Origin of the sequence: Deinococcus sp. NW-56 (assembly GCF_002953415.1) — a bacterium.
Taxonomy (GTDB): Bacteria; Deinococcota; Deinococci; order Deinococcales; family Deinococcaceae; genus Deinococcus.
The window spans coordinates 73,972-94,742 of sequence record NZ_CP026518.1; the positions used below are offsets into that span (position 1 = coordinate 73,972).

Below are 20,771 nucleotides of genomic sequence, written 5' to 3' on the forward strand. Positions count from 1 at the left end.
ACGCCAGCGTCTTTGGCCCACGTTGTTCCCGGCCCACAGCGGTCCTCAGCATAGAAAGCAGGACCAAGGTTGTCGCGCAGATGTGGGGGAGGTGACGGGCGGTCAGGCGGCGAGGCGATCCATGGCCTGCCAGAACGGCAAAAGGCCCCACTCACCCGCACAGGACGCGTGGGGTGGCCGAGTCACTCATCAGAACGTTCACACTGGAGGTCCTGCCCCGCCCGAGCCGCCTGCCCATCCGCCGCGTGGTAAGTCTGCAGGTCACCGACCTCAACTCTGTGCCCCTGCTGATGGTCATGGGTCTCCCGGACGCCTGATCACAGGCTGGGAACCCGGCCGACGCCTATTGCGAACGCGGAGGACGACATGCTGCAGTCCATTTGCCACAACTGGGAGTACCGTCCCTGGGGTGCCGACACGCACGGGCCAGGGCCGCAAGGTCCGGGTGTGCCGGGCCGCAACGGACCGAGTTCCCTGTAATCGGAAATCTCCCGCGGCGGGGTGATAAGGAGTCTCTGGGGGGCTCCGGACCAATACGGCGGCGGTCATGCCCCTGATGGGGGCGTCCGACTCTGCGCTCTCCCGGGTGCCTGCCTCCGCCTACGATCTGACCATGAAGCTTCCGACGATCGCCTTGGCCCTGCTGACCTGGGGCGGACTGGCCGCCGCGCAGGGCAACGTGGTCTACGACAGCCGCCTGCCGACCCCGGAGCCGAAGGTGAGTGCTCAGGAGCGCGCGCGCATCCAGACGCTCGCGTCGCAGGCCGCCCGGGCCAGGGCCTGGGACAGCCCCGATCCCCAGCCTTCCGAGGCCAACTGTGATGGCCAGGATTTCAAGATTCATGGGGTCGCCCCCGGAGCCTTTACCGTGAAGGGCGCGAAGCAGACGGCGTACCTCTACACGTACTGCTACGTCGTTGCCAACGCGTGGAATCAGGGGCTCGTCATCACGGAGGGAAGCAAGACGCTGGTCCACTACACCTTCACTGCCCGGACCTCCGAGATGTACTCGGTCAAGGACATCAACCGCAATGGCTACACCGAGCTCGCCCTGGGTGGGGCGTTCACCGGGCAAGGCTCGACGCGCGGTTACCTGGAGATCGCCGAGTTCGCTCCCCAGCGGCGGATTCTGGCCAGCTTCAGCAGTTCGAACGGGCTTGCCGTCCGGGAGGACAACTGCGGCGCGGTGGGCAGCGGGGGCACCTGGAAGAGTCGAGTGATCCGCGTCACGCCGGGCACGGTGCCGCGCTTTACCCAGCAGCCCATCTCCGGGCGCTGCGGCAATGACCGGACCGCGGCGGGCCAGGTAAGCGTGCAGGCGGTAAAGGTGACCGCGGAGCCCACGGGCTGGAAGAGTGTCGCCGTGACCGCCCCGGTGGCAGGCGGCACCAACATCCTGGGCACGACCACGCCCTTTTCCGCCACGTCGCTGTGCCAGAAGGTGGGCTGCCGGGTGCTGGGCAATGCACAGGTGGGTGGGTACCTCTTCGCGACGTATGCGACCAAGGATTCCTACAGCGTGGGCAGCGAGGGGTACTTCGCCTTCCTGAAGAATGGCAAGACCGTGGCGGTGGGCGTGTATGGGCTCGGCTCGCAGGAGTATACGGACGTGGGGACCGTGCAGGACCTCCGGAATCTGGTGACCTTGACCGGCCGACCCCTGCCCAGCCTGAAGGGGGTGATGGCGCCTCCCTATGTCCTCTCCGTTCCTGCGGGGACCTCTCAGGACCCCCAGGTCCTGCGCCGCGACCGGAATGTCACCCTGCCCCTTGGGAACGGCCTGGTGCTGACGAACGCGTCTCAGCGGATTGCGCTGGGGAACGACCTTTCGGGACCCACCCGCTCCCCCAGTTCCCTGCGGTTCATTGACGTCGCGTACGTGGCGCTGGCCAGCGAGGCTGGTGCCATCAGCCGGCTGATCAACCGCTGGGCTCCTGCAGAGCAGCAGGCTGCACGGCAGGCCTACATCAAAGGCGTCGGCCTGATCTCCGCCTGCCCGGTCCGGCGGGCGGGTGGCCAGCCCGTCTCGGTGGACGAACTCCTCCCTCATACGCCGACCCCGTCTGCCTCGGCGTCGTGGGCGCTGGCGCGGGGCTACACCCTGAACCACAACACCATGTATGTGGCGCTGGCGCTGCCCGGTCTGGCGCTGAGTTCCATCGAAATCCAGTCGTCGGGTGGACGCACCATGAAGGAAGCCTGGACCGCTCCCGCCTGCGTGCGGTAACGGGAGTTGGGCGCGGGCATAGCCAGCCTACGCCGCAGCGTCCAAAATATATACAAGCCAACTTCCATCTCATCCCCGCACAGAGGCGGGAGACCTGGGTCTCCCGCCTCTCCTCGCCGTCTCTACCTCTCTCGCCGTCCGCCCGGTACGGCAGGTCCGTCAGTCCCGGCAGTCAGAGCACTGCACGGTCTCGCGCTGGGGACGAGAGAACGTCATTCCCAGACCTCCAGTCCCCGCAGAGGTGTAGGCGCAGTTGGGGCAGAATTCTTGCCGAAGCAGCATGGACACCTCGTGCGTGAGAGGGCTGGCCTGTCAAGCCAGTAGGGAAGGTCGCGGCTGTTCTCCTATGCGCTGCTGCACCCACCTGGGCACATCGAACACCAGCAGCGCGTAGAGCAGCTCGTCGTCCTCGTACAGCGCCAGACGGTGGAGCGTGACGTCCAGATCCTCGAGGGTGATGTCGCCGTTCCGGACCAGGTCCTCACGCCACGCGAGGTAGCGCTCCAGAATCTCGGCCTCGTACGCCAGGTGCCCCCGCACCCGTGGCCAGCGGCCGAGCAGGCGCGAGACGCTGATCCAGCCGTTCGGGGACCAGACCTCGAGGTCGTACTGCGCGACTTCCTCCACGCTCCGCAGCTCAGCCTTCAACAGCTCCTGGGACAGACCCATCAGATGCGGAGCACGCCATTCCATCACGTCGTCATCCATGTCATCCATACCGTCTCCTTCAGCCTCTACCCTACCGGCCACCGATCCCCACCACGGGCCCGCCCTGACATCAGCAGATTGAGGGCGCTCACCCGGACCCACATTTCGCAGGTGCGGAACGACCACCTATTGCTGCGGAGCGACGGAAATGTGTTTCAAGAGCTCAAGACATCAGTGTACCGGTGCGCTCCTGCTTGTGCCGGTGCATATGCGGTGGCAAGGGAATAGACACGGCGGGAAGCTGCTCAATCTAGAGATCCATATGACGATTTCAGCCCTCCATGCAAGTGGAATCTAGGCACCCGACGTGGAGTTCGGACTCTTGAGAGCCGGTCGGCAGATGTGGCCACCGAGACGCCGAAACCGCTCTACGATGCCGCCGTGACACGGCTCCTCCTTCTCCTCGGCCTGGTGGCCACCGCCTCCGGAAGCCTAGCGCAGGGCAACCAGTACCCGGCGACCAAGACGGTCAGTGGGGTGAAGTTCATTCACCTGGGCGCCGGCATCTACGGTTCCGGTCCCGCCGGAGGGCCGCAGAAGGGTGGGGTCGCGCCTTTCGTGATGCTGCAAGAACGCGCCAACCGGATGTGCAGCGTGCGCCTGAGCACACCGCATGTGGACTACTGGGGACAGTCGCGGTCCATGGACGGCACCCTCCAAGTCGGCGTCTCCGACGGTCGGGGGCCGGTGAAGCGGATGGTCTTCCGCATGGCACCGAACGGAACCTGTGAGAAGGTCGTCGACGAGGTGGGCGGATCGGGAACGTGGACCGCCGGTCCGAACGGCATGCTTACCTATACACCGCAAGGCGTCACGCCACCGAGGCCCACGTCCTCACCGGCGACCCCGGCACCTGCACCATCCGCTCCACCGGTGCGCGTCTCGCCGGCACCGGCCGCACCACCTGCGTCCCTGCCGCCCGTGGTGCCCGCCGCCCAGCTAGACATGCCGAAACAGGTCGCCGCCGCACCGGCACGGACGGACCGGGACCGGCAAATTATCGCGCTGATCAACGACACGGCGAAGCCGAAAGAGAGCTTCATCGCCCTAGTACAGCGTTTTTGAATTTGTCATAGTGAGGTATGAGCCGTCCTCTTCGCTATCCAGTGACTTTGAGTGCTGAGCAAGAACAGACTCTGCACGGCATGACCATGAAGGGCAGTGGCAAGGCGCGGGTCATGACCCGCGCCCGGATTCTGCTGCTGGCCCATCGACAGGTCACGGACTCGGCCATCAAGGACGCCCTCGGTATCAGCGTCCAGATGGTGCAAGCGACCCGAAAACGCTTTGCCCTGGGGGGACTGGACGCGGCGCTGTTCGATGCGCCGCATACGGGGCGACCCGCGAAGTTCGACGGCAAAGACCGGGCGGCCATCACCGCGCTGGCGTGCAGTGAGGCGCCCGAAGGTCACGCACAATGGAGTATTCGCTTGCTGGCAGAGAAGGCTGTAGAGCTGAACTTGGTCGACCACATCGCTCCGTCGACGGTGTTCTACATTCTGAAAAAAACGCGGTCCAGCCGCACCGCAAAAGGCAGTGGTGCATCGCGCACCTGACGGCGAATTTCCTCTGCGAGATGGAACGCGTTCTGGACGTGTACTCTCGGCCCTACGACGACCGTTTTCCCGTGTTGTGCTTCGATGAGCAACCCTGCTTCCTGATCGGTGACGTCATGGCCCCGGTTCCATCGGAACCGGGGCGAGTCGCCAAACAAGACTACGAATACCAGCGCTTTGGGAGCGCGGCTGTGTTGCTGGCCGTCGAGCCGAAAACAGGCCGACGGTTTGTCCAGGTCTGTGCCCGACGGACCGCCGAGGAGTACACCGCCTTCATGCAGAACCTGGAACGGGCCTATCCAGCAGCCGTCCAGATCACCCTGGTTCAGGACCACCTCAATACGCATCACGGCGGCAGTTTCTACAAGTTCATGTCGCCACAGGCGGCCCACCGGTTGGTGGGCCGCTTCGAGTGGGTCTACACGCCCAAACATGCCTCGTGGCTGAACATGGCAGAACTGGAATTCAGTGCCCTTCAGCGGCAGTGCTTGAACCGGCGTATTCCAGTGCTGGAACGGCTTCGGTCGGAAGTCGAGGCTTGGGTGGCAGCGCGTTCACGCGCGGGCGTCACCCTCAACTGGCAGTTCTCCACCCAGGTCGCCCGCCGGACGCTAGGACGGCACTACGAAGCCATTCGTATTAAATGAACGCTGTACTAGCTGTACTTCGGGAATATTCAGGGAGGGGACACAGGGGCCAGCATCTCGGATGCTGGCCCCTGTGCTATGGCTCGTTCTCTGCCTCGCTGGACCCGACATTTCCCTACCTGGTTTGCGCCCTTTCTGGTGCATTTTCGCCACCGAGCCCAGCGGACCTGGGCGCCTCTGTACGTCCGTGGATTGTGCAGCACGGTCCACCGAAAAAGCATGCAGCCCTTGGCTGCCGTCGTGGCGCCCGGGAAAGAGGACCATCTCCAGCAGTTCATCACCGACAGCCCCTGGCTGACCGAACCCCTGGAAACCCTGCTCGCTCAGCGGGCTCAGCAGATGCTGGGTGGCAAAGACGCCGTGCTGATCATCGACGACACCTGCTTGACAAAGTTCGGCACCAAGTCTGTCGGCGTCGCCCGTCAGTATTCCGGGCAGGTCGGGAAGATCACCCCCTGTCAATGCCTCGTCTCCCTGACGTTGGCCCAGCACGACTTGCCGGTTCCGCTCGCCCTACGGCTCTTCTTGCCACAGGAGTGGACCAACGATCCCGCTCGGCTCAGGGCGGCTGGTGTTCCGTTGGAACACCAGCCGCCACAGACCAAGTGCGAACTGGCGCTGAAAGAGTTGGACCGGGTGCGTCCACACGTCACCTTCGGCATGGTTCTGGCGGATGCGGGGTACGGCGTGAACGCCCGGTTCCGGCAGGCACTCACCGAGCGAGGACTGCTGTGGTCGGTCGGCATCACCCGCACGCAGACGGTCTATCCCAGGGACGTTCGCTTGATCCCCATCCCTCGGATCTTCCGGGGCAGGAAACCGACGCACCCAACCCCATCCGAGGACCGACTGTCGGTAGAAGAAGTGCTGGCGGGTGCTGCATGGCAGCACCTGGTATGGCGACATGGAACCAAAGGCCCGCTCTCCGGACGCTTCGCGGCTGAATACGTTCGCCTGGCAGACGGGGAGGAGTACGCTCGCAGTCAACATCTGCCGGGTCAAGCCGCCTGGATCATCGGAGAACAGCGACGAGGTGAGGAGCGCAAATACTACGTCTGCAATCTGCCCCCTGACACGCCGTTGTCGCGGTTGGTGGAAGTCACCAAGCGCCGCTGGGCGTGTGAGCTGAGCCACCGGGAGCTGAAGGACGAAGTCGGGCTGGACCACTTCGAGGGCCGGTCCTGGCAAGGTCTGCATCACCACGCCGTGCTGTGTATGGTGGCCCTGACCTTCCTGCAATGGCTTCGCCTCACCCAGCCCGACGACCTCAGAGGCGACACCATTCCGGCCATTCGAGCGGAGGTGGCAGGGGACTTGCCCCTGCCACCTCCTTGCCGCCGATGTCACACCTGCACCGCCTTATTCAGCGGCCCCTGAATATCCCCGAAGTACAGCTAGAGGCTGCCAAGAACAGGGACGAACTCGAGGGGCGTGGCTCTGAGAACAGCAGAATGGGTGGGTGACGCGGCGAGGCTACCCCAGCGACGTTGACGATGACACCTACTTGTTCCTGCTCCCGTACCTGCTGCTCAGCCGTGCGGATGCAGGTCAACGGAAGTACCCCATCCGGGATGTCCTGAACGCCTTGCTGTGGATGGCCCGCACGGGGGCGCAGTGGAGCTATCTTCCAAACGACTTTCCTCCTGCGGAGACGGTGCGCCAACAGGCGCACCGTTGGTTCGTGGCAGGCTGCTTCGAGAATGCCGCCCACGACCTGCGAATCCTGGCCCGGGTGGAGCAAGGTCGAGATCCCGAGCCGTCCGCGGTGGTCATGGACAGCCGAACCCTCCAAAGCACACCTGAAAGCGGTCACCGTGCGGGCTATGACGGGGCCAAGAAGCGCAAGGGCACCAAGGTTCACCTCGCCGTGGACACCCTGGGACACGTGCTGGCTATCCTCACTTCCCCAGCCAACGAACAGGACAGGGCACAGGTCAAAGACCTGTGCCTAGAGGTGCAGGAAGCCACCGGAGCACAGGTGGAAGTCGCCTTCGTGGATCAAGGGTATACGGGAGTCCAGACCGCGTTAGACGCGACGGATGCGGGCGTCGAGCTGGTCGTCGTGAAGCGTCCAGAAGCGACCAAGGGGTTCATCCTGCTTCCGAAACGCTGGGTGGTTGAACGTTCGTTTGCGTGGCTGGCACGCTTCCGGAGGCTGAGCCGAGATCTGGAACGCCTTCCCTCCACATTGGTTGGGTTCCACTTCCTCGCCGCCTGCATTCTGCTCTGCCACAACCTCACGCCACTTTTTGCTTAGGGTTCTTGGCAGCCTCTAGCTGTACTTCGGGGATATTCAGGGGCCGCTGAATAAGGCGGTGCAGGTGTGACATCGGCGGCAAGGAGGTGGCAGGGGCAAGTCCCCTGCCACCTCCGCTCGAATGGCCGGAATGGTGTCGCCTCTGAGGTCGTCGGGCTGGGTGAGGCGAAGCCATTGCAGGAAGGTCAGGGCCACCATACACAGCACGGCGTGGTGATGCAGACCTTGCCAGGACCGGCCCTCGAAGTGGTCCAGCCCGACTTCGTCCTTCAGCTCCCGGTGGCTCAGCTCACACGCCCAGCGGCGCTTGGTGACTTCCACCAACCGCGACAACGGCGTGTCAGGGGGCAGATTGCAGACGTAGTATTTGCGCTCCTCACCTCGTCGCTGTTCTCCGATGATCCAGGCGGCTTGACCCGGCAGATGTTGACTGCGAGCGTACTCCTCCCCGTCTGCCAGGCGAACGTATTCAGCCGCGAAGCGTCCGGAGAGCGGGCCTTTGGTTCCATGTCGCCATACCAGGTGCTGCCATGCAGCACCCGCCAGCACTTCTTCTACCGACAGTCGGTCCTCGGATGGGGTTGGGTGCGTCGGTTTCCTGCCCCGGAAGATCCGAGGGATGGGGATCAAGCGAACGTCCCTGGGATAGACCGTCTGCGTGCGGGTGATGCCGACCGACCACAGCAGTCCTCGCTCGGTGAGTGCCTGCCGGAACCGGGCGTTCACGCCGTACCCCGCATCCGCCAGAACCATGCCGAAGGTGACGTGTGGACGCACCCGGTCCAACTCTTTCAGCGCCAGTTCGCACTTGGTCTGTGGCGGCTGGTGTTCCAACGGAACACCAGCCGCCCTGAGCCGAGCGGGATCGTTGGTCCACTCCTGTGGCAAGAAGAGCCGTAGGGCGAGCGGAACCGGCAAGTCGTGCTGGGCCAACGTCAGGGAGACGAGGCATTGACAGGGGGTGATCTTCCCGACCTGCCCGGAATACTGACGGGCGACGCCGACAGACTTGGTGCCGAACTTTGTCAAGCAGGTGTCGTCGATGATCAGCACGGCGTCTTTGCCACCCAGCATCTGCTGAGCCCGCTGAGCGAGCAGGGTTTCCAGGGGTTCGGTCAGCCAGGGGCTGTCGGTGATGAACTGCTGGAGATGGTCCTCTTTCCCGGGCGCCACGACGGCAGCCAAGGGCTGCATGCTTTTTCGGTGGACCGTGCTGCACAATCCACGGACGTACAGAGGCGCCCAGGTCCGCTGGGCTCGGTGGCGAAAATGCACCAGAAAGGGCGCAAACCAGGTAGGGAAATGTCGGGTCCAGCGAGGCAGAGAACGAGCCATAGCACAGGGGCCAGCATCCGAGATGCTGGCCCCTGTGTCCCCTCCCTGAATATTCCCGAAGTACAGCTAGGCGTCTTCCTCACCAGCCACTTCGCCGAGGACCACCTCTACGCCCTGATGCGCCGGCCCTGGCGGTACGGCGAGCAGCAGTGCCCCCGGCAACCCCTCCTCCACACCATGCTCGGCTGCTTACAGAACGGCCGCCCCGACCTGATCGAGCGCCCCTGCATGCTCATCGCGACCGGCGAGTAAGAGCATGCTGGCCCAACTTCATAGGAAGTCAGGGAACCCTCCCCTGCACTTCCCCGGACCCGTCCAGCCCTGAGCCACCCTGAATGACCCCACGGCACTCCACATATAAACAAAAAAAATGCTAAACTGCACTCGTTGAGGCCGCAACCTCAGCTGGCGAGGTTCCTGGGCCTCACCCTCAGCGCCGCCAGTCACCTGGTCAAGGATCGGGGAGGACCATGCCAAGGGCACTGTCCTCAGACTGCACGCCACCAGGCTTGCCAGGCAGCCCGGTCACCCTGAAGTGTCCAAGGGACGCTGCCGGGGTTCACCTCCGCGCAGGTGACACTCAGTCAAGGACTGACCTTACCTCAATGACGTGAGTCGACGTGCCAAGGGCACCCAGACTCACCTCCGCGCCGAAGGCATAGCGACATGACGCAAACGTTTACACCGACAAGAACGCCCCCCGCTCTCCCCGGTGCCTCACTCCTCGGCCTGAAGGCCACCACCCTGCTGGACTTGGGTGACGCGGTGCACGACGGCTTTGATCCCGTCACGCTGGAACGCCTGGCCAACCACCTGGGGCTCTCGCTGGGCGACACACTCGACCTGATCGGGCTGAGCCCCAGCACCTACCACAGCCACCGGCGTCAGAACCGGCCCATCAAACCGGAAGTCAGTGCCAGTCTCTACCACCTGGCACGCGTCACCGAAGCCGCAGAGCACTACTTCGGCAACACGAAGGCGGCCCACACCTGGCTTCAGACACCCCGGGTGACCTTCGGTTCCCGCACGCCCCTTCAGTTCGCCCTCCTCCCTGGAGGTGCCGAGTACGTGACCACCGTGCTGAGCAGGCTCGAGCACGGAGTCCACACGTGAAGCTGACTCTCCACCGCATCAGCAAACTCCAGTACGCCGCCCTCCCTACCCTCCCCGAACACGGCATCGGTGCCGCACGCTACGGCAGCCGCTGGAACACCCCTGACCCAGGCCAACGGCACGACCGACGCATCATCTTCGCCAGCGACACCCTCACCCAGGCCATGCTGGAAGTCATCGTGCACGTTGACCGCGAAGTCCTCCACACCGTCCCCCATGGCCACGTCACCCTCCAGGTGGATCCCGGAGCCATCGCCGACCTGGACCTCACCCAGCTGCCCAGCACCTGGAACGCCCACCCCGAGACCCCCGCAACCCAGGTCATCGGCGACGAATGGTACGACTTGCAGGCCTCGCCCGTCCTCCGGATCCCCTCGGCCATCCTCCCCCTGTATGCCTATGGCCCTGGCCACGCCAACTACCTCATCAATGCCCGCCATCCTGATCTCGAACGGGCTGTCCAGCTGCTGAGCTGCCATCCCCTCCCCATGGATCCGCGGCTTTAGATCAAAACGACCCAAGACGCGGGGCCCTGAGGGCCCCGCGTCTTGTTCCCTCCCCACCGTGAACTGCACCTCCAGAGCCAGGAAGCTCTGCGGGGCAGCCTTCCCGGCCCTCTTCCCACCCGTCCACTTTGTGGCGTTCCACCTCACGCCACCCGTCCAGCTTGTGGGGTTCCGTCCATCTCCACCCGTCCACTTTGTGGTGACTTTACAGCTGAGCCACCCGTCCAGTTCGTGGGAAAGGCCTGCAGAAGCTTGCCAGTCACACCCGTACACCCGTCCAGTTCGTGGAGCTCCGCCCGTCCACTTTGTGGAGCTTTCCCCCTGTTGGGCCGTCCAGTTCGTGGAACTTCGCCCCTCTTCACCCGTCCACTTCGTAGCGTTTCACCCGTCCACTTTGTGGGGTTTAAAAGAAAAATGCCGTGCAGTAAAGCACCCCTCCTCCTGTCCTGAAGAAGATTCTTCTTTATTATTTATCTCTTTTCTTTAAGATCTTGATCAACCATCGTGTTATGGTTGAGCAAATGACGTCGTCCAGCGCCCCGGTTCTGCGATCCAAGTTCGACGACCTGAATCTGGCGGAAGCGTCCCTGATCAGTTGCCTCACCCGCCTGAAGCCTGGTGAAACGAGTTGGGAACACTCCTTCGAGATCGCAGGGCGTCAGATGCACGTGGAGTGTCTGGGCAACTCCTACGGGTTTCCCCACGGTCCGGACAACGACATGATGCTGGTGCTCAGCAACCTCTACCTCGAGCAGGGCCAACCCAAGGACAACGCGGTGCATTGCAGCGCCTATGAGCTGCTGCGCATGCTCGGGCGCACCGACAGCAGCCAGAACTACCGGATCATGCATGACAGCCTCACCCGGCTGTCCGGCACCCTCTACAAGATTGCTGGCTGGCTCGACCACCCGGGCGGCACAGCCAGACGCGTGACGTTCCGCTCCCTGGAGCGCATCGAAGAGATTCAGGGCCAAGCCCGTCACCTGAATCTCAAGAGCTTCGGCGCCGGGACCAAACTCAAGATCACCCTGGACAAGGTGGTCGCCGCCAGCCTCTCTTCTCCCAGGGTCCGGCCGTTCGACTTGGACTTCATGCTGAAACTGTCCGGCAGCCAGAGCCGGACCCTCTTCCGTCTACTCGACACCTTGTGGTACAGCGACCCACATACCGCCGCGCAAGGATTCCTCGAGTACGACCTGATCGAGTTGGGGCAACTGCTCCGGCTGATCAACCTGCGTCCAGACAGCATTCGGCGGACCATCGTGCCGATCCACGAGGAGCTGATCGCCAGCGAATTCCTCCAGAGCGCCACCTTCTCCGGTCGCGGGTCCAAGCAGCGCGTGAAGTACGTGTTCAACCCCCAGCGCCCGGATTACCCGCTCACCGTCGAACAACTCGAGCTCGTCGGACGTATCAAGGCCCTGGGCATCACCGACACCCAGGCACGCGCGTACGTGCGCAAGCACGGCCCGGGCCGGGTTCGTGAGCGGGTCGCGATGGCCGAAGGCATCCTGGCCAGCACCACCCGCTTCAGAAAGAGCCGCGGGGCGTACGCCTGGGACATCCTGGTGGATGAAAGCGGGAAGTACGCCTACGCTCCGCCCAAGCCCTCCCGTGAGACGCAGGTGCCCGGTTCGAGAACACCAAAAACCGCTGAATCGGAGAAAGAAGCCGAGCAGGAATTCGAAGCACTGCGCCGCTCGCAACTCCAGCTTCCTCCAGACGAGCAGTGGGCCGTTCACCGCAGTGCCCTGCGACTCCTGCTGCAACGCCCCCTCGGAGCAGACCTCTGGAAAGTCCTCGAAGCCAGCTGCTGCTCCGGCGACCTGGAAGCCAGTGTGCTGCTCAGTGAAGCCAACGCGGCCGTCGCCACGCTGACCCTGCAGGCCTTCATGGACAACCTCAAGGACACCCTGATGGCACACAGCAGCGCAGGCGCCAGCGCCTGACCCAGCAGAGCAGGGGGCCAGTCTCCCGTACAGCCCGGATCGCTCCCTGTGGCCCTCCCGAGTCCGGTGGTTGACAAGCTGCCCCCCATAGTCGAAGATGCCGACATGCCCCCCGGCCCACAGATCAACATGAATGCCATGAAGGTCATGGCCGTCCTGTACAGCGACACGACTGGGCAGCAGTACGGTCTGAGCTTGAGCCGGGCCACTGGGATCGGGAACGGCACGCTGTACCCCATCCTGGACAAGCTGGAGGACCTGAAGCTCATTCAGGCCTGCTGGGAGGAGATCAATCCGCGGGTGGCTGGTCGGCGCCCGAGGCGCTTTTACACCCTCACGGGTGAAGGGATCAGGACCTTCGAAGCTGCACGCGCCGCGCTGTTTCCTCCAGGGCTCGCTGGTGTAGCGCGTGCCTGACCTCAACTGGCCGGAACTCCTTCTCAGCGTGGTTCTCGCGGCAGCCCTGGGGGAGATCACCGACTGGCTTCCCCGCCTCTCGGACACCATGGTGAAGCGCGCCGCCCGCTCCCTCTCCACACGCGCTCCAGAACGTGAACACGAGTGGCTGGCGATCCTGGATCAACTCCCAGGGAAATGGAGCAAGTTCGGGTACGCCCTGAGCTGCCTGCGCATTGCACGTGCGCCACTCCTGAACAGCCTCCTGGACCGACTCCAGCCGATCTTCATCTGGCTGGCCCGCATCAGCCTCCTGGTCGGGGTGCCCGAAGGCACTCGCCGTGCCTGGTCCGAAGGCGATACGGGGGCACTGGTCGCCGTGGCCGTCCTGGTCCTTCTCCTCGGCCCCGCCTTGGGGCGCCGGTCTTTTGATCCGCCCTGGTTTCCAGCTGGGCGACTGCCCGACTGGGTGTGGCGGGCAGAGCTGGTCATTTGCGGCCTGGTTATCGTCGACAGTCTCTGGTTTGGTCACGCGTGGTTTGCTGCGGCCTTCTGCGCCGGCATGACCCTGCTGTACGGACGCGATTTCCGGCGTGCCGGTCTGTGGCGGACCCGCAGACGGCCCGTGAACTGACCGCTGCGCGGTTGACCAGTTCACCCATATGCTTGCGCACGTTCGGCCCATCGGTTTCCTCGCCGCAGGGTACCCCACGACGCGCAGAAGTTCGCGTCTGGCGACTGCTCCAGGTGGGACGCCCGACCGGTCAGCGGAACGCGGATGAATTCCGGAGGGGGTTGCCCAACGAGGGACTACAGCACCTTGGTGTTGGGCCGCAGCCCCCTTGTTCAACGGGGTTCAGTCAGGGAAGCGTTCAGGAGCACGGTTCTTGTACCGCTCAATAAACTCGACGATGTTCGCCTCATCCAACGTGTCCAGGGTGTACAGCCGGCGCCAGGCGGTCAGGGCCAGCGGGACTTCGAGTTGCGAGTTGGGTGCCACGACGGTCTTGTTCGGGAAGCGCCGCTGAATGGCCTCCAGTTGCCCGACGTCCTGCTTCAGGAGCGACGGATTGTACTGAATGACCACGCCACCGTGCTCCAGGTTGTGCACCAGCGCCTCCGGCGCGATTTCATACACGAAGGTCCCCCAGGGCTGGGGCTGAGCGTAATGCCAGCCACTCGTGGCAGGGAAGGAATTGTACGCGGGGTGCTGGGCACCGACGGCGATGTGTTCCTGGCCCTGATTGGGAAACGTCTGGCCCATCCCTCCAGCTTCGCCGCCGGAACGCGACCACCAGGTCCCCCCGATCAGCCCCAGCACGAGGGCCCCCACCAGGACCCCAACCCAGGGAGTACGGCGTGGTGGCGCCGAAGTGAAGGTCTCGTTGGACGTTCTGCGAGTGTTCATGACGTGCCCACGCTAGGGAGCAACTGTTCAATTCTGGTAAAGCTGGGCGCAGCCTGGACGACGTCCTGCGCAGCGCAGCACCACCCGGTGCTTACCGAACCTGAACAGAGCTCTGACAGGCTGTCCCCGTGAAGCGAATCCTCATCCTGCTGCGTATGCTGGCCAATCCGGCACCCGCTGCTGGAGTTATCCGGCCTCCAGGAATGGAGTTATCCTGACCTTGCCCCTGTTTCCGGTGCCAGTCTGATTGCAAATCGAGCAGCAAACTTGGAGGCACATGAAAGGCAAACGGTACACCGAACAACAGATCCTGGACATCCTCGGGCAGCTTGAGGCAGGCACGCCGCTGAGCGATCTGACGCGACTCCATGGAGTCGCGATGACGACCATCTACCGCTGGAAAGCCAAATACGGTGGGATGACCAAAGACGAGACCCGCAAGTTTCGCCAGTTGGAAGCAGAAAACCAGCGCCTGAAGAAGTTGGTAGCGGATCTGTCGCTCGACAACGCCATGCTGAAGGAGGTGGTGGGGCGAAAGTGGTGACGCCTGGGACGTCGTCCCAGGCGCAGACGCCCCTCAAAAAGCAGATGGTGACCCTGCTGCGGGATTCTTTTGCGGTCAGCGAACGTCGGGCCTGCCGGGTGCTGGGCTTTTCCCGGACCACGCAAAGACGGAACAGCCCCAAAAGGGAAAAAGACCAACGCCTGGTCGAGCGTCTCCGCACACTGGCCCGAGAGCGACCTCGGTTCGGGTACCGGCGGATTCACCTGATGCTGGGTCGAGAGGGCGAGACCGTCAACCACAAGCGCGTCTACCGGATCTACCGGGCTGAAGGGCTGGCCGTTCGAAAGAAGGAGCGCCGCAAGCTCAGTGTAGGAGAGCGACAGCAGAAACCTGCGGTTTCTGCGCCCAATCAGCGGTGGAGCCTCGACTTCATGTCGGACCAGCTGGCCTCCGGGCAGCGGTTTCGGGTCCTGAACGTCGTGGATGACTTCACCCGGGAGTGCCTGGTGATGCACGTCGGGACCTCCATCACCGGGCATGACGTCGTCCGCGCTCTGGAAGCGGTGGTCCGCTTCCGGGGGGCACCGCAGTCGATCACCACCGACAATGGCCCAGAGTTCGCGGGCAAGGGCCTGGATCTCTGGACCCATGGGCGTGGCATCACGCACACCTTCATCCGGCCGGGGAAGCCCGTCGAGAACGCTTACATCGAGAGTTTCAACGGCCGTGTCCGGGACGAGTGTCTGAATCTGCACTGGTTCCAAAGCTTGGATCAGGCACGCCTGATCCTCTCTGCCTGGCGCCAGGACTACAACGCCGTCAGGCCGCATACCTCGCTCGGTGGACGGACCCCGAACGAATTCGCCCGCCTCGAACAGGCGGGCTGAGGTACGCTGACTTTTGCAAATCGGCTGGTACCGCAATTGGGGCACCCTCAATCCGGCACCCTCCCAGCCAACGGACGAGCTGTCCCCATTATGAAAGGCTGACCGTCTCCGGGGTCAACTTCCTGCTCTTCTTTCTGAGGCTTTCTCCCCGAAGTTCGATCCGGTAGGCGTGATGCAGGACGCGATCCAAGATCGCGTCCGCCAGCGTGGGATCTCCCAGATTCGCGTGCCAGGCCGGGGTCGGGAACTGACTGGTAATGATCGTCGAAGCCCGTTCATAGCGGTCATCCAGAATCTCCAGCAAAATCCTTCGACCTTCCGCTGTGGGCACATCCAGCCCCCAGTCATCCAGAATCAGGACGTTCACCCTGGCGATGCTCGCCAGGAGCTTCAGATACCGTCCATCCCCTTTCGCCAGGGTCAGTTCCTGCAACAGTCGCCCGGTTTGCGCATACAACGCCGTGAAGCCCTGACGGCAAGCCTGGTGCGCCAGGGCACACCCGATGAACGTCTTCCCGACGCCCGTGGGGCCGGTGATGATGACCCCCCTTTTTTCGGCGAGCCACTGACCCTGGGCCAGTGAACGCAGCAACCGGGCATCCAGCCCCCTCGGGTGTTTCACATCCACCTCTTCCAGGCTCGCATTGACCTTCAAACGCGCCGCCGTCAGGCGGCGCTGCAAGCCCCGGGTATCCCGGCAGGCCCGCTCACGGTCGACCAGCAAGGTGAGTCGTTCCTCGAAGCTCAGCTCGCGGAGACCAGGTTGTTCCTGTTGTTCTTGCAAAGCGAGCGCCATGCCATCGAGCTTCAGGGCGCGCAACTGTTGAATCACCGGATGGGGCAACATGTCAACCTCAATTCAGGGTGCGCTCGGCACCCGGTTCGTCGATCTCTGCGAAGTACCCAGGACCACGCAGATTGCTGTGGTCGGCTACAGGGAGTGCGGTGGGGGCATCGGGGAGTGGCGCTTCGTCCAGACGGTGCTTCAGGATGGATTTCACGCTCTGCAAGCTGTGCGCTTGCAGAGCCAACGCCCGCCGACAGGCCGCTTCCAGCCGCTCCCCGTACTCGCGGTGCAGGCGAAGCAGACCCGTCACGACGCGCTTTCTCTGTTCAGGATGTTGATCTCCGTCGAAGATGGCGCGCACCAGGGTCGTCGTGGCCTCCCCAATCTGCTGAGCCTGACCCAGGAGTTGGTCCGGACCCACCTCGCGGTAGTACCGGTGGTGGGCGGGCATGTGGTCCGGCACCGTGGTCTGTTGCCGGGCCGACGTCAGCGCGTCGGGGACCCGGTGATGAACCGCGATCCGTACGCCTGAACGGTAGATCTCGATCAACCGCGCGGTGAGTCGCAGATCCACCCGGGTCTTGACGTGGTGATGGGGCACGCTGTACGCGTGCCCCTGGACGACGACGTGGTAGTCCAGACCGACCGTGGCGTGCTTCCACTCGGCCACCTCGAAGGGCTGGGCGGGCAAGGGGCGCAGCAGGGGTTGATCCAGGGTTTCGAACTCACTGCGGCGACTGCCTGGCCTCTTCTGAAAGGGTTGCCCATTGAGGGTGTTCAGCAGTTCCCAGACCGCTTCGTTCGCCTCGGACAGGCTGAAGAACACCCGGTCGCGCAGCGGGGCGAGAATGCGGCGTTCCACGATCTGCACGTGCACTTCCACCAGGGCCTTGTCTTTGGGTTTGCGGACCCGGGCAGGGATGACGGCGACGTCGTAGTGCTGTGCGAATTGCTGATAGGTGCGGTTCAGCTCGGGTTCGTAGCGGCTGGCGTGGGTCACGCCAGCCTTGAGGTTGTCCGGGACGATGATCTCGGGCACTCCACCGAAGAAGTCCAGCGCCCGGACATGCGACGCGATCCAATCGTGAATGCCCTGGGTTCGGGTCACTTCGGCGTAGGTGTAGTCGCTGGCACCCAGGGTGGCCACGAACACCTGGCCAGCCTGGACGACCCCATTCCTCGGGTCGGTCAAGGGCAACGTCAGTCCGGCGTAGTCGACGAAGAGCTTCTCACCTGCCCGGTGGGTCTGGCGCATGGTCAGGCCCGTTGTGGCCTTCCACTTCCGGTAATTCTCGTTGAAGGTTGCGTATTGCCAGCCGTCCGGATGGTGCCGACGGTACTCTTCCCACAGCAGTTGACGAGTGACGCCTTTGCGCCGCAGTTCCCGGTCAATGGCGGCCCAGTCGGGCTGGTGGGTGACACTGACGGCAGCCTGCTCACGGGTACGAAAGAGCAGCACTTCGAGCTGGACATCGTCCAGCTCTGGGGGGAGAGGCCAGCTCAGCCCCGCTTGCTGAGCGCGTGCGACGTAATCCTGCACGGTGCTGCGGGCGAGTTGGACGCTTTGTCCAATGAGGCGGTCACTGAGCTTCAGTTCCAGTTTCAACCGCAAGACTTCCCTGATTTTTCGCATGGACGCTCGCTTTCTGGTCATCCTGCAAGGATGACCAGGGGAGTCTCGTCCGCGACCGGAGGGTGCCGGAATCAACCAGCGCAGGGTGCCGGATTAGACCAGCGGAAGGTGCCGGATAACTCCAGCGACCCCCGCCGGATTACGCCAGCGTACGCAGTGATGTCCTCTTCCAGCTTCACGGTCAGGAAAGCGGTCAGGAACCAGGCCAGTTGCGGCCGGGTGACGCGGCCCCGGGACTCGTCGGTGCGCCACAGGCTGCCGTCCTCGTCGAACGGGGCCCAGTAGTGGTCGAACAGGGTCTGGACGTTCTCACCCCGGCGGGAGGCGTCGCTGAAGATGTGGTTCCGCACCAGGTCGGCCGGCTGCAGCGGTTCGCCCCGTGCGTTCAGGGTCTCGAAGATCACCTGCGGGTCGTCGTCCTCTTCCAGTTCGATGGTGACGACCTGCAGGGAGCGGCGCAGGGCCGTGAAGAGCGCCTCGGCGCGCCGTGCCGGATCAGGGTCCTCGGTCAGCCAGGTGCGCAGTTCGCCGAGGAAGTACGTGTAGGCGGCTGTGGTGTTCGGTACGAACTTGAAGTCTTTCTGACTGGCCTGCACCTCCTGCTCGATCGTGTCCCCCGGAGTGCGGTCGAGCACCCGCTGGAACCCGGACTGGTCGAACCGGGTGGGCCAGACCTTGTAGCGTTCCAGGTCATGGCTGAGAGAGCCGTCGTTCAGCGTGACGCGCTCGAGTTCCCGCTCCAGGGCCTGGACACCCAGTTCCTTGGCCACGTCCCGAAAGGCGGCCAGGAACAGCTGGAAGGTCGTCAGGCGCTGCTGGCCGTCGATGACGTCGAAGGCCTGCAACTCGCGTCCGAAGGTGCGGATGTTCGACAACACCACGGCCCCCAGGAAGTGGGGCTTGACGCGGCCGCGTTGGTCGAGTTCAGCCTCCGCACGGCGGCGAATGTCGCTCCAGAGCGGTTCCCACTGCTTCTCCTCCGTCCAGACGTACCGCCGTTGATAGAGCGGGATGACGTACCGCTGAGGACGCTCGAACAGCTCCAGGACACCACGCTTGTCAGGCCGCATGACCCGAGGATACGGAGCATTTCATACCGGACCGGCACACTTTGTGGACGCTGTTCCCTGCCTCAGGGCTCTGGAAGGCCCCTGGAGGATCTCTCAGGGCCGCCTATCTCGGCCAATAGGGCGGCCATGCCGATGCTCCGACGCTGTCGGCTCAGGACGGGACCGTCCAGCGCCCCCGAGCCTGCACGAGTGGGTCACGTCGCCACCGGGTGGCCGTCCTGCTCGGCCAGGGTACGCAACCAGCGGAGGGTCCGGGCGTGCAACTCGCCAGTTCGGGCGTAATGCTCGGCCACGAAGACGGAGCGCGCGAGGACGCCTTCGGGATCACGGACGTACCAGCGCAGCAGATCGTGTTGCTGGGTCAGCTCCAGAGTCCAGCGGAGCGTGACCTGCAACAGCTCCGCCCGCTGCGTGATGTTCTGCCTGCGTTCTTCAGCGGTGGAGTCCAAGCCGACCAGAGCGGCCATCGCAGATGTGAGGGGCGCATGGCGCAGGTGAGTCTTCAGGTAGCGTCGCCATGGACCGAAATGCGCCAGCGGGTGGCAGAACCCGACCTGTAGCGCCGCGAGCTGGTGGGCTCTGGTCTCGACGTCTTCTGGGCTGACGGCTGGCTGCCGCTTATCCCGGGCGGCCTCTGCGAGGTCTATGGCCGCCTTCAGCTTCGGGTTGATGCCTGGTGCCCTGGGGTTTTGCAGGAAGCTCACCTGAGCATGAAATTGCCGCGGCAGCCAAGCCCCGAGCTCGGCCAGCAGTTGGTGGCCAGCCTGCGTCTCGCTGGGTCTCGCCTTCGAAGCGGTCTGGGCACGCAGAACCCGCTGCCAGTCGGCACGGCTCGTCTGTCCAGCTTGCTGCAGTGCCTCGAAGAGGCTGCGGTCCTCTTCCGGGAGCGGCCGTGAAAGGACGAACCGCAGGATGTCGAGGTCTCCCTCGGTCAGCGGGCGCATTCCTCCTTCAGGCAGGTGCGTGCGCGCCTTTCCGAGATCTTTACGGCGCTCGAGGGCCGCTCGCCCCAGCCGCGCCGCCCGGTTGCGCTCACTGATCGTGATGGTAGTGCCGGCTCGCGCAGGTTCGGCCGCCAGGCTCCCGGGGGCCTGAGCCGCCAGGTCGGCTGAGCGAGAACTGGGCGTCAGGGCGGTGAGAACCTCGAACAGCCGGAGCGGCAACGCGGAGAGGGGTGCGAGGTTCCAGGCCCGCAAGGCCTGCCGCTGCGCATGGGTCAATGGGGCGCGGGCCAGCAGCTGGGCGTCACGTGTCCACTCCAATCCCAGGGCCCGCAGGTAGAGGACGTGGGAAGGGTGGCCACGCAGCAGGGAGCGGTGCCCCTCGCGATGCGCGGCCTCGCGGGCCACCTGCTCCAGCAGACGTGCCAGGCGCTGCGCCTCCTGCGGCCGCAGCCCCAGGACCCGCTCGAAAAGGCAGGTGCTGCCTACTGGACCCAGGGAGCCTTGCGGCGTCTCGACGAACAGCGCGAAGCGCCGCTGGCGGTCGACCCGGCAGGCTGCGCAGTTCCGGTGGCCCGCCGCGCCGTGGTCCTCGAAGGTGTAGGCCCGGGGGTCCAGCGGCAGATCGTGGGTGTGGCCTCCATAGGCGGTGAACTTCGGGCGACGTCCCTCCCTTTTCATGGTCCGGGTCAGCTGATCCATCAACTCCATGAACTGCGGCTCGGTGCTCAGGCGGATGCGGGGGGGCAGGGAACGCAAGAGGGACCTCGTTTCAAAGGAAGCAGGTGGCTATGGCGAAGGACCGCCCGCCCCGGGTGTTCATGGCCTCGCTCGGGAAAGGCCCAT

General features: G+C 64.2%; 18 protein-coding genes and 1 pseudogene. 12 read left to right on the top strand and 7 right to left on the bottom strand.

Going from position 1 to position 20,771, the window contains the following annotated elements; translation table 11 throughout:
* The first annotated feature begins 613 nt into the window (after positions 1 to 613).
* Entirely contained in the window at positions 614 to 2,227 is a 1,614-nt protein-coding gene (locus C3K08_RS15990) for a hypothetical protein (RefSeq protein ID WP_158680033.1), read from the top strand.
* Between the two features lie 312 nt (positions 2,228 to 2,539).
* Here C3K08_RS15990 and C3K08_RS15995 read toward each other — a convergent pair whose 3' ends face one another.
* Positions 2,540 to 2,944, bottom strand: coding sequence for a hypothetical protein (locus C3K08_RS15995; protein WP_104992452.1), 405 nt, complete (start codon positions 2,942 to 2,944; stop codon positions 2,540 to 2,542).
* Between the two features lie 333 nt (positions 2,945 to 3,277).
* Between C3K08_RS15995 and C3K08_RS16000 the strand changes: the two genes are divergently transcribed.
* The 5 genes and pseudogenes from C3K08_RS16000 to C3K08_RS16020 all read left to right on the top strand — a co-directional run bounded on the left by C3K08_RS16000 (position 3,278) and on the right by C3K08_RS16020 (position 7,395).
* Positions 3,278 to 4,000, top strand: a complete 723-nt coding sequence (locus C3K08_RS16000) for a hypothetical protein (RefSeq protein ID WP_104992453.1) — start codon at positions 3,278 to 3,280, stop codon at positions 3,998 to 4,000.
* A 113-nt stretch (positions 4,001 to 4,113) separates the two neighbouring features.
* Positions 4,114 to 4,413 (top strand): annotated as a pseudogene (locus C3K08_RS18660) (helix-turn-helix domain-containing protein); the annotation flags it as partial.
* Positions 4,353 to 5,138 (top strand): IS630 family transposase, encoded by a 786-nt coding sequence (locus C3K08_RS16010; protein WP_104991621.1) that lies wholly within the window; start codon positions 4,353 to 4,355, stop codon positions 5,136 to 5,138. The pseudogene C3K08_RS18660 and the gene C3K08_RS16010, both read left to right, overlap by 61 nt.
* 78 nt (positions 5,139 to 5,216) lie before the next feature.
* A complete protein-coding gene (locus C3K08_RS16015) occupies positions 5,217 to 6,515 on the top strand; it encodes an IS701 family transposase (protein WP_104989851.1) in 1,299 nt (432 codons plus the stop codon).
* Between the two features lie 82 nt (positions 6,516 to 6,597).
* The gene (locus tag C3K08_RS16020; protein ID WP_104989958.1) at positions 6,598 to 7,395 is read left to right on the top strand and encodes an IS5 family transposase; all 798 of its coding nucleotides are present in this window, start codon (positions 6,598 to 6,600) and stop codon (positions 7,393 to 7,395) included.
* A gap of 36 nt (positions 7,396 to 7,431) precedes the next feature.
* Here C3K08_RS16020 and C3K08_RS16025 read toward each other — a convergent pair whose 3' ends face one another.
* Positions 7,432 to 8,730, bottom strand: coding sequence for an IS701 family transposase (locus C3K08_RS16025; RefSeq protein ID WP_104989851.1), 1,299 nt, complete (start codon positions 8,728 to 8,730; stop codon positions 7,432 to 7,434).
* Positions 8,731 to 9,396: 666 nt separating this feature from the next.
* On the opposite strand from C3K08_RS16025, the gene C3K08_RS16030 reads away from it, so the two are divergent.
* The 5 genes from C3K08_RS16030 to C3K08_RS16050 all read left to right on the top strand — a co-directional run bounded on the left by C3K08_RS16030 (position 9,397) and on the right by C3K08_RS16050 (position 13,328).
* Complete coding sequence (locus C3K08_RS16030; RefSeq protein WP_104992454.1) at positions 9,397 to 9,843, top strand: antitoxin Xre/MbcA/ParS toxin-binding domain-containing protein; 447 nt, start codon at positions 9,397 to 9,399, stop codon at positions 9,841 to 9,843.
* The gene (locus tag C3K08_RS16035; protein WP_104992455.1) at positions 9,840 to 10,349 is read left to right on the top strand and encodes an RES family NAD+ phosphorylase; all 510 of its coding nucleotides are present in this window, start codon (positions 9,840 to 9,842) and stop codon (positions 10,347 to 10,349) included. The genes C3K08_RS16030 and C3K08_RS16035 overlap by 4 nt, the downstream gene beginning before the upstream one ends.
* A 521-nt stretch (positions 10,350 to 10,870) precedes the next feature.
* Positions 10,871 to 12,298, top strand: coding sequence for a replication initiator protein A (locus C3K08_RS16040; protein ID WP_158680034.1), 1,428 nt, complete (start codon positions 10,871 to 10,873; stop codon positions 12,296 to 12,298).
* A 105-nt stretch (positions 12,299 to 12,403) separates the two neighbouring features.
* Positions 12,404 to 12,715, top strand: coding sequence for a PadR family transcriptional regulator (locus C3K08_RS16045; protein WP_104992457.1), 312 nt, complete (start codon positions 12,404 to 12,406; stop codon positions 12,713 to 12,715).
* Entirely contained in the window at positions 12,708 to 13,328 is a 621-nt protein-coding gene (locus C3K08_RS16050) for a hypothetical protein (RefSeq protein WP_104992458.1), read from the top strand. The genes C3K08_RS16045 and C3K08_RS16050 overlap by 8 nt, the downstream gene beginning before the upstream one ends.
* Positions 13,329 to 13,550: 222 nt before the next feature.
* On the opposite strand, the gene C3K08_RS16055 is transcribed toward C3K08_RS16050, so the two are convergent.
* Positions 13,551 to 13,958, bottom strand: coding sequence for a DUF3105 domain-containing protein (locus C3K08_RS16055; RefSeq protein ID WP_158680035.1), 408 nt, complete (start codon positions 13,956 to 13,958; stop codon positions 13,551 to 13,553).
* 421 nt (positions 13,959 to 14,379) lie between these two features.
* On the opposite strand from C3K08_RS16055, the gene C3K08_RS16060 reads away from it, so the two are divergent.
* Positions 14,380 to 15,494 (top strand): IS3 family transposase gene (locus C3K08_RS16060; RefSeq protein WP_234009238.1). Its coding sequence is split into 2 segments (ribosomal slippage): positions 14,380 to 14,629 and positions 14,629 to 15,494, totalling 1,116 coding nucleotides; the frame shifts between segments, so codons are not numbered across the junction.
* An 88-nt stretch (positions 15,495 to 15,582) separates the two neighbouring features.
* Here the strand turns inward: C3K08_RS16060 and istB are convergent.
* The 4 genes from istB to C3K08_RS16080 form a co-directional block, all read right to left on the bottom strand.
* On the bottom strand, positions 15,583 to 16,341 hold the full coding sequence (gene istB / locus C3K08_RS16065) for an IS21-like element helper ATPase IstB (RefSeq protein WP_104989849.1): 759 nt from the start codon (positions 16,339 to 16,341) through the stop codon (positions 15,583 to 15,585).
* Between the two features lie 7 nt (positions 16,342 to 16,348).
* Complete coding sequence (istA, locus tag C3K08_RS16070) at positions 16,349 to 17,914, bottom strand: IS21 family transposase (RefSeq protein WP_104992460.1); 1,566 nt, start codon at positions 17,912 to 17,914, stop codon at positions 16,349 to 16,351.
* 71 nt (positions 17,915 to 17,985) lie between these two features.
* Positions 17,986 to 18,984, bottom strand: coding sequence for a DUF262 domain-containing protein (locus C3K08_RS16075; RefSeq protein WP_104992461.1), 999 nt, complete (start codon positions 18,982 to 18,984; stop codon positions 17,986 to 17,988).
* Between the two features lie 194 nt (positions 18,985 to 19,178).
* Positions 19,179 to 20,684 carry a hypothetical protein gene (locus C3K08_RS16080; protein ID WP_104992462.1) on the bottom strand — a complete coding sequence of 502 codons (1,506 nt, stop codon included), beginning with the start codon at positions 20,682 to 20,684 and terminating at the stop codon, positions 19,179 to 19,181.
* Positions 20,685 to 20,771: the final 87 nt, after the last annotated feature.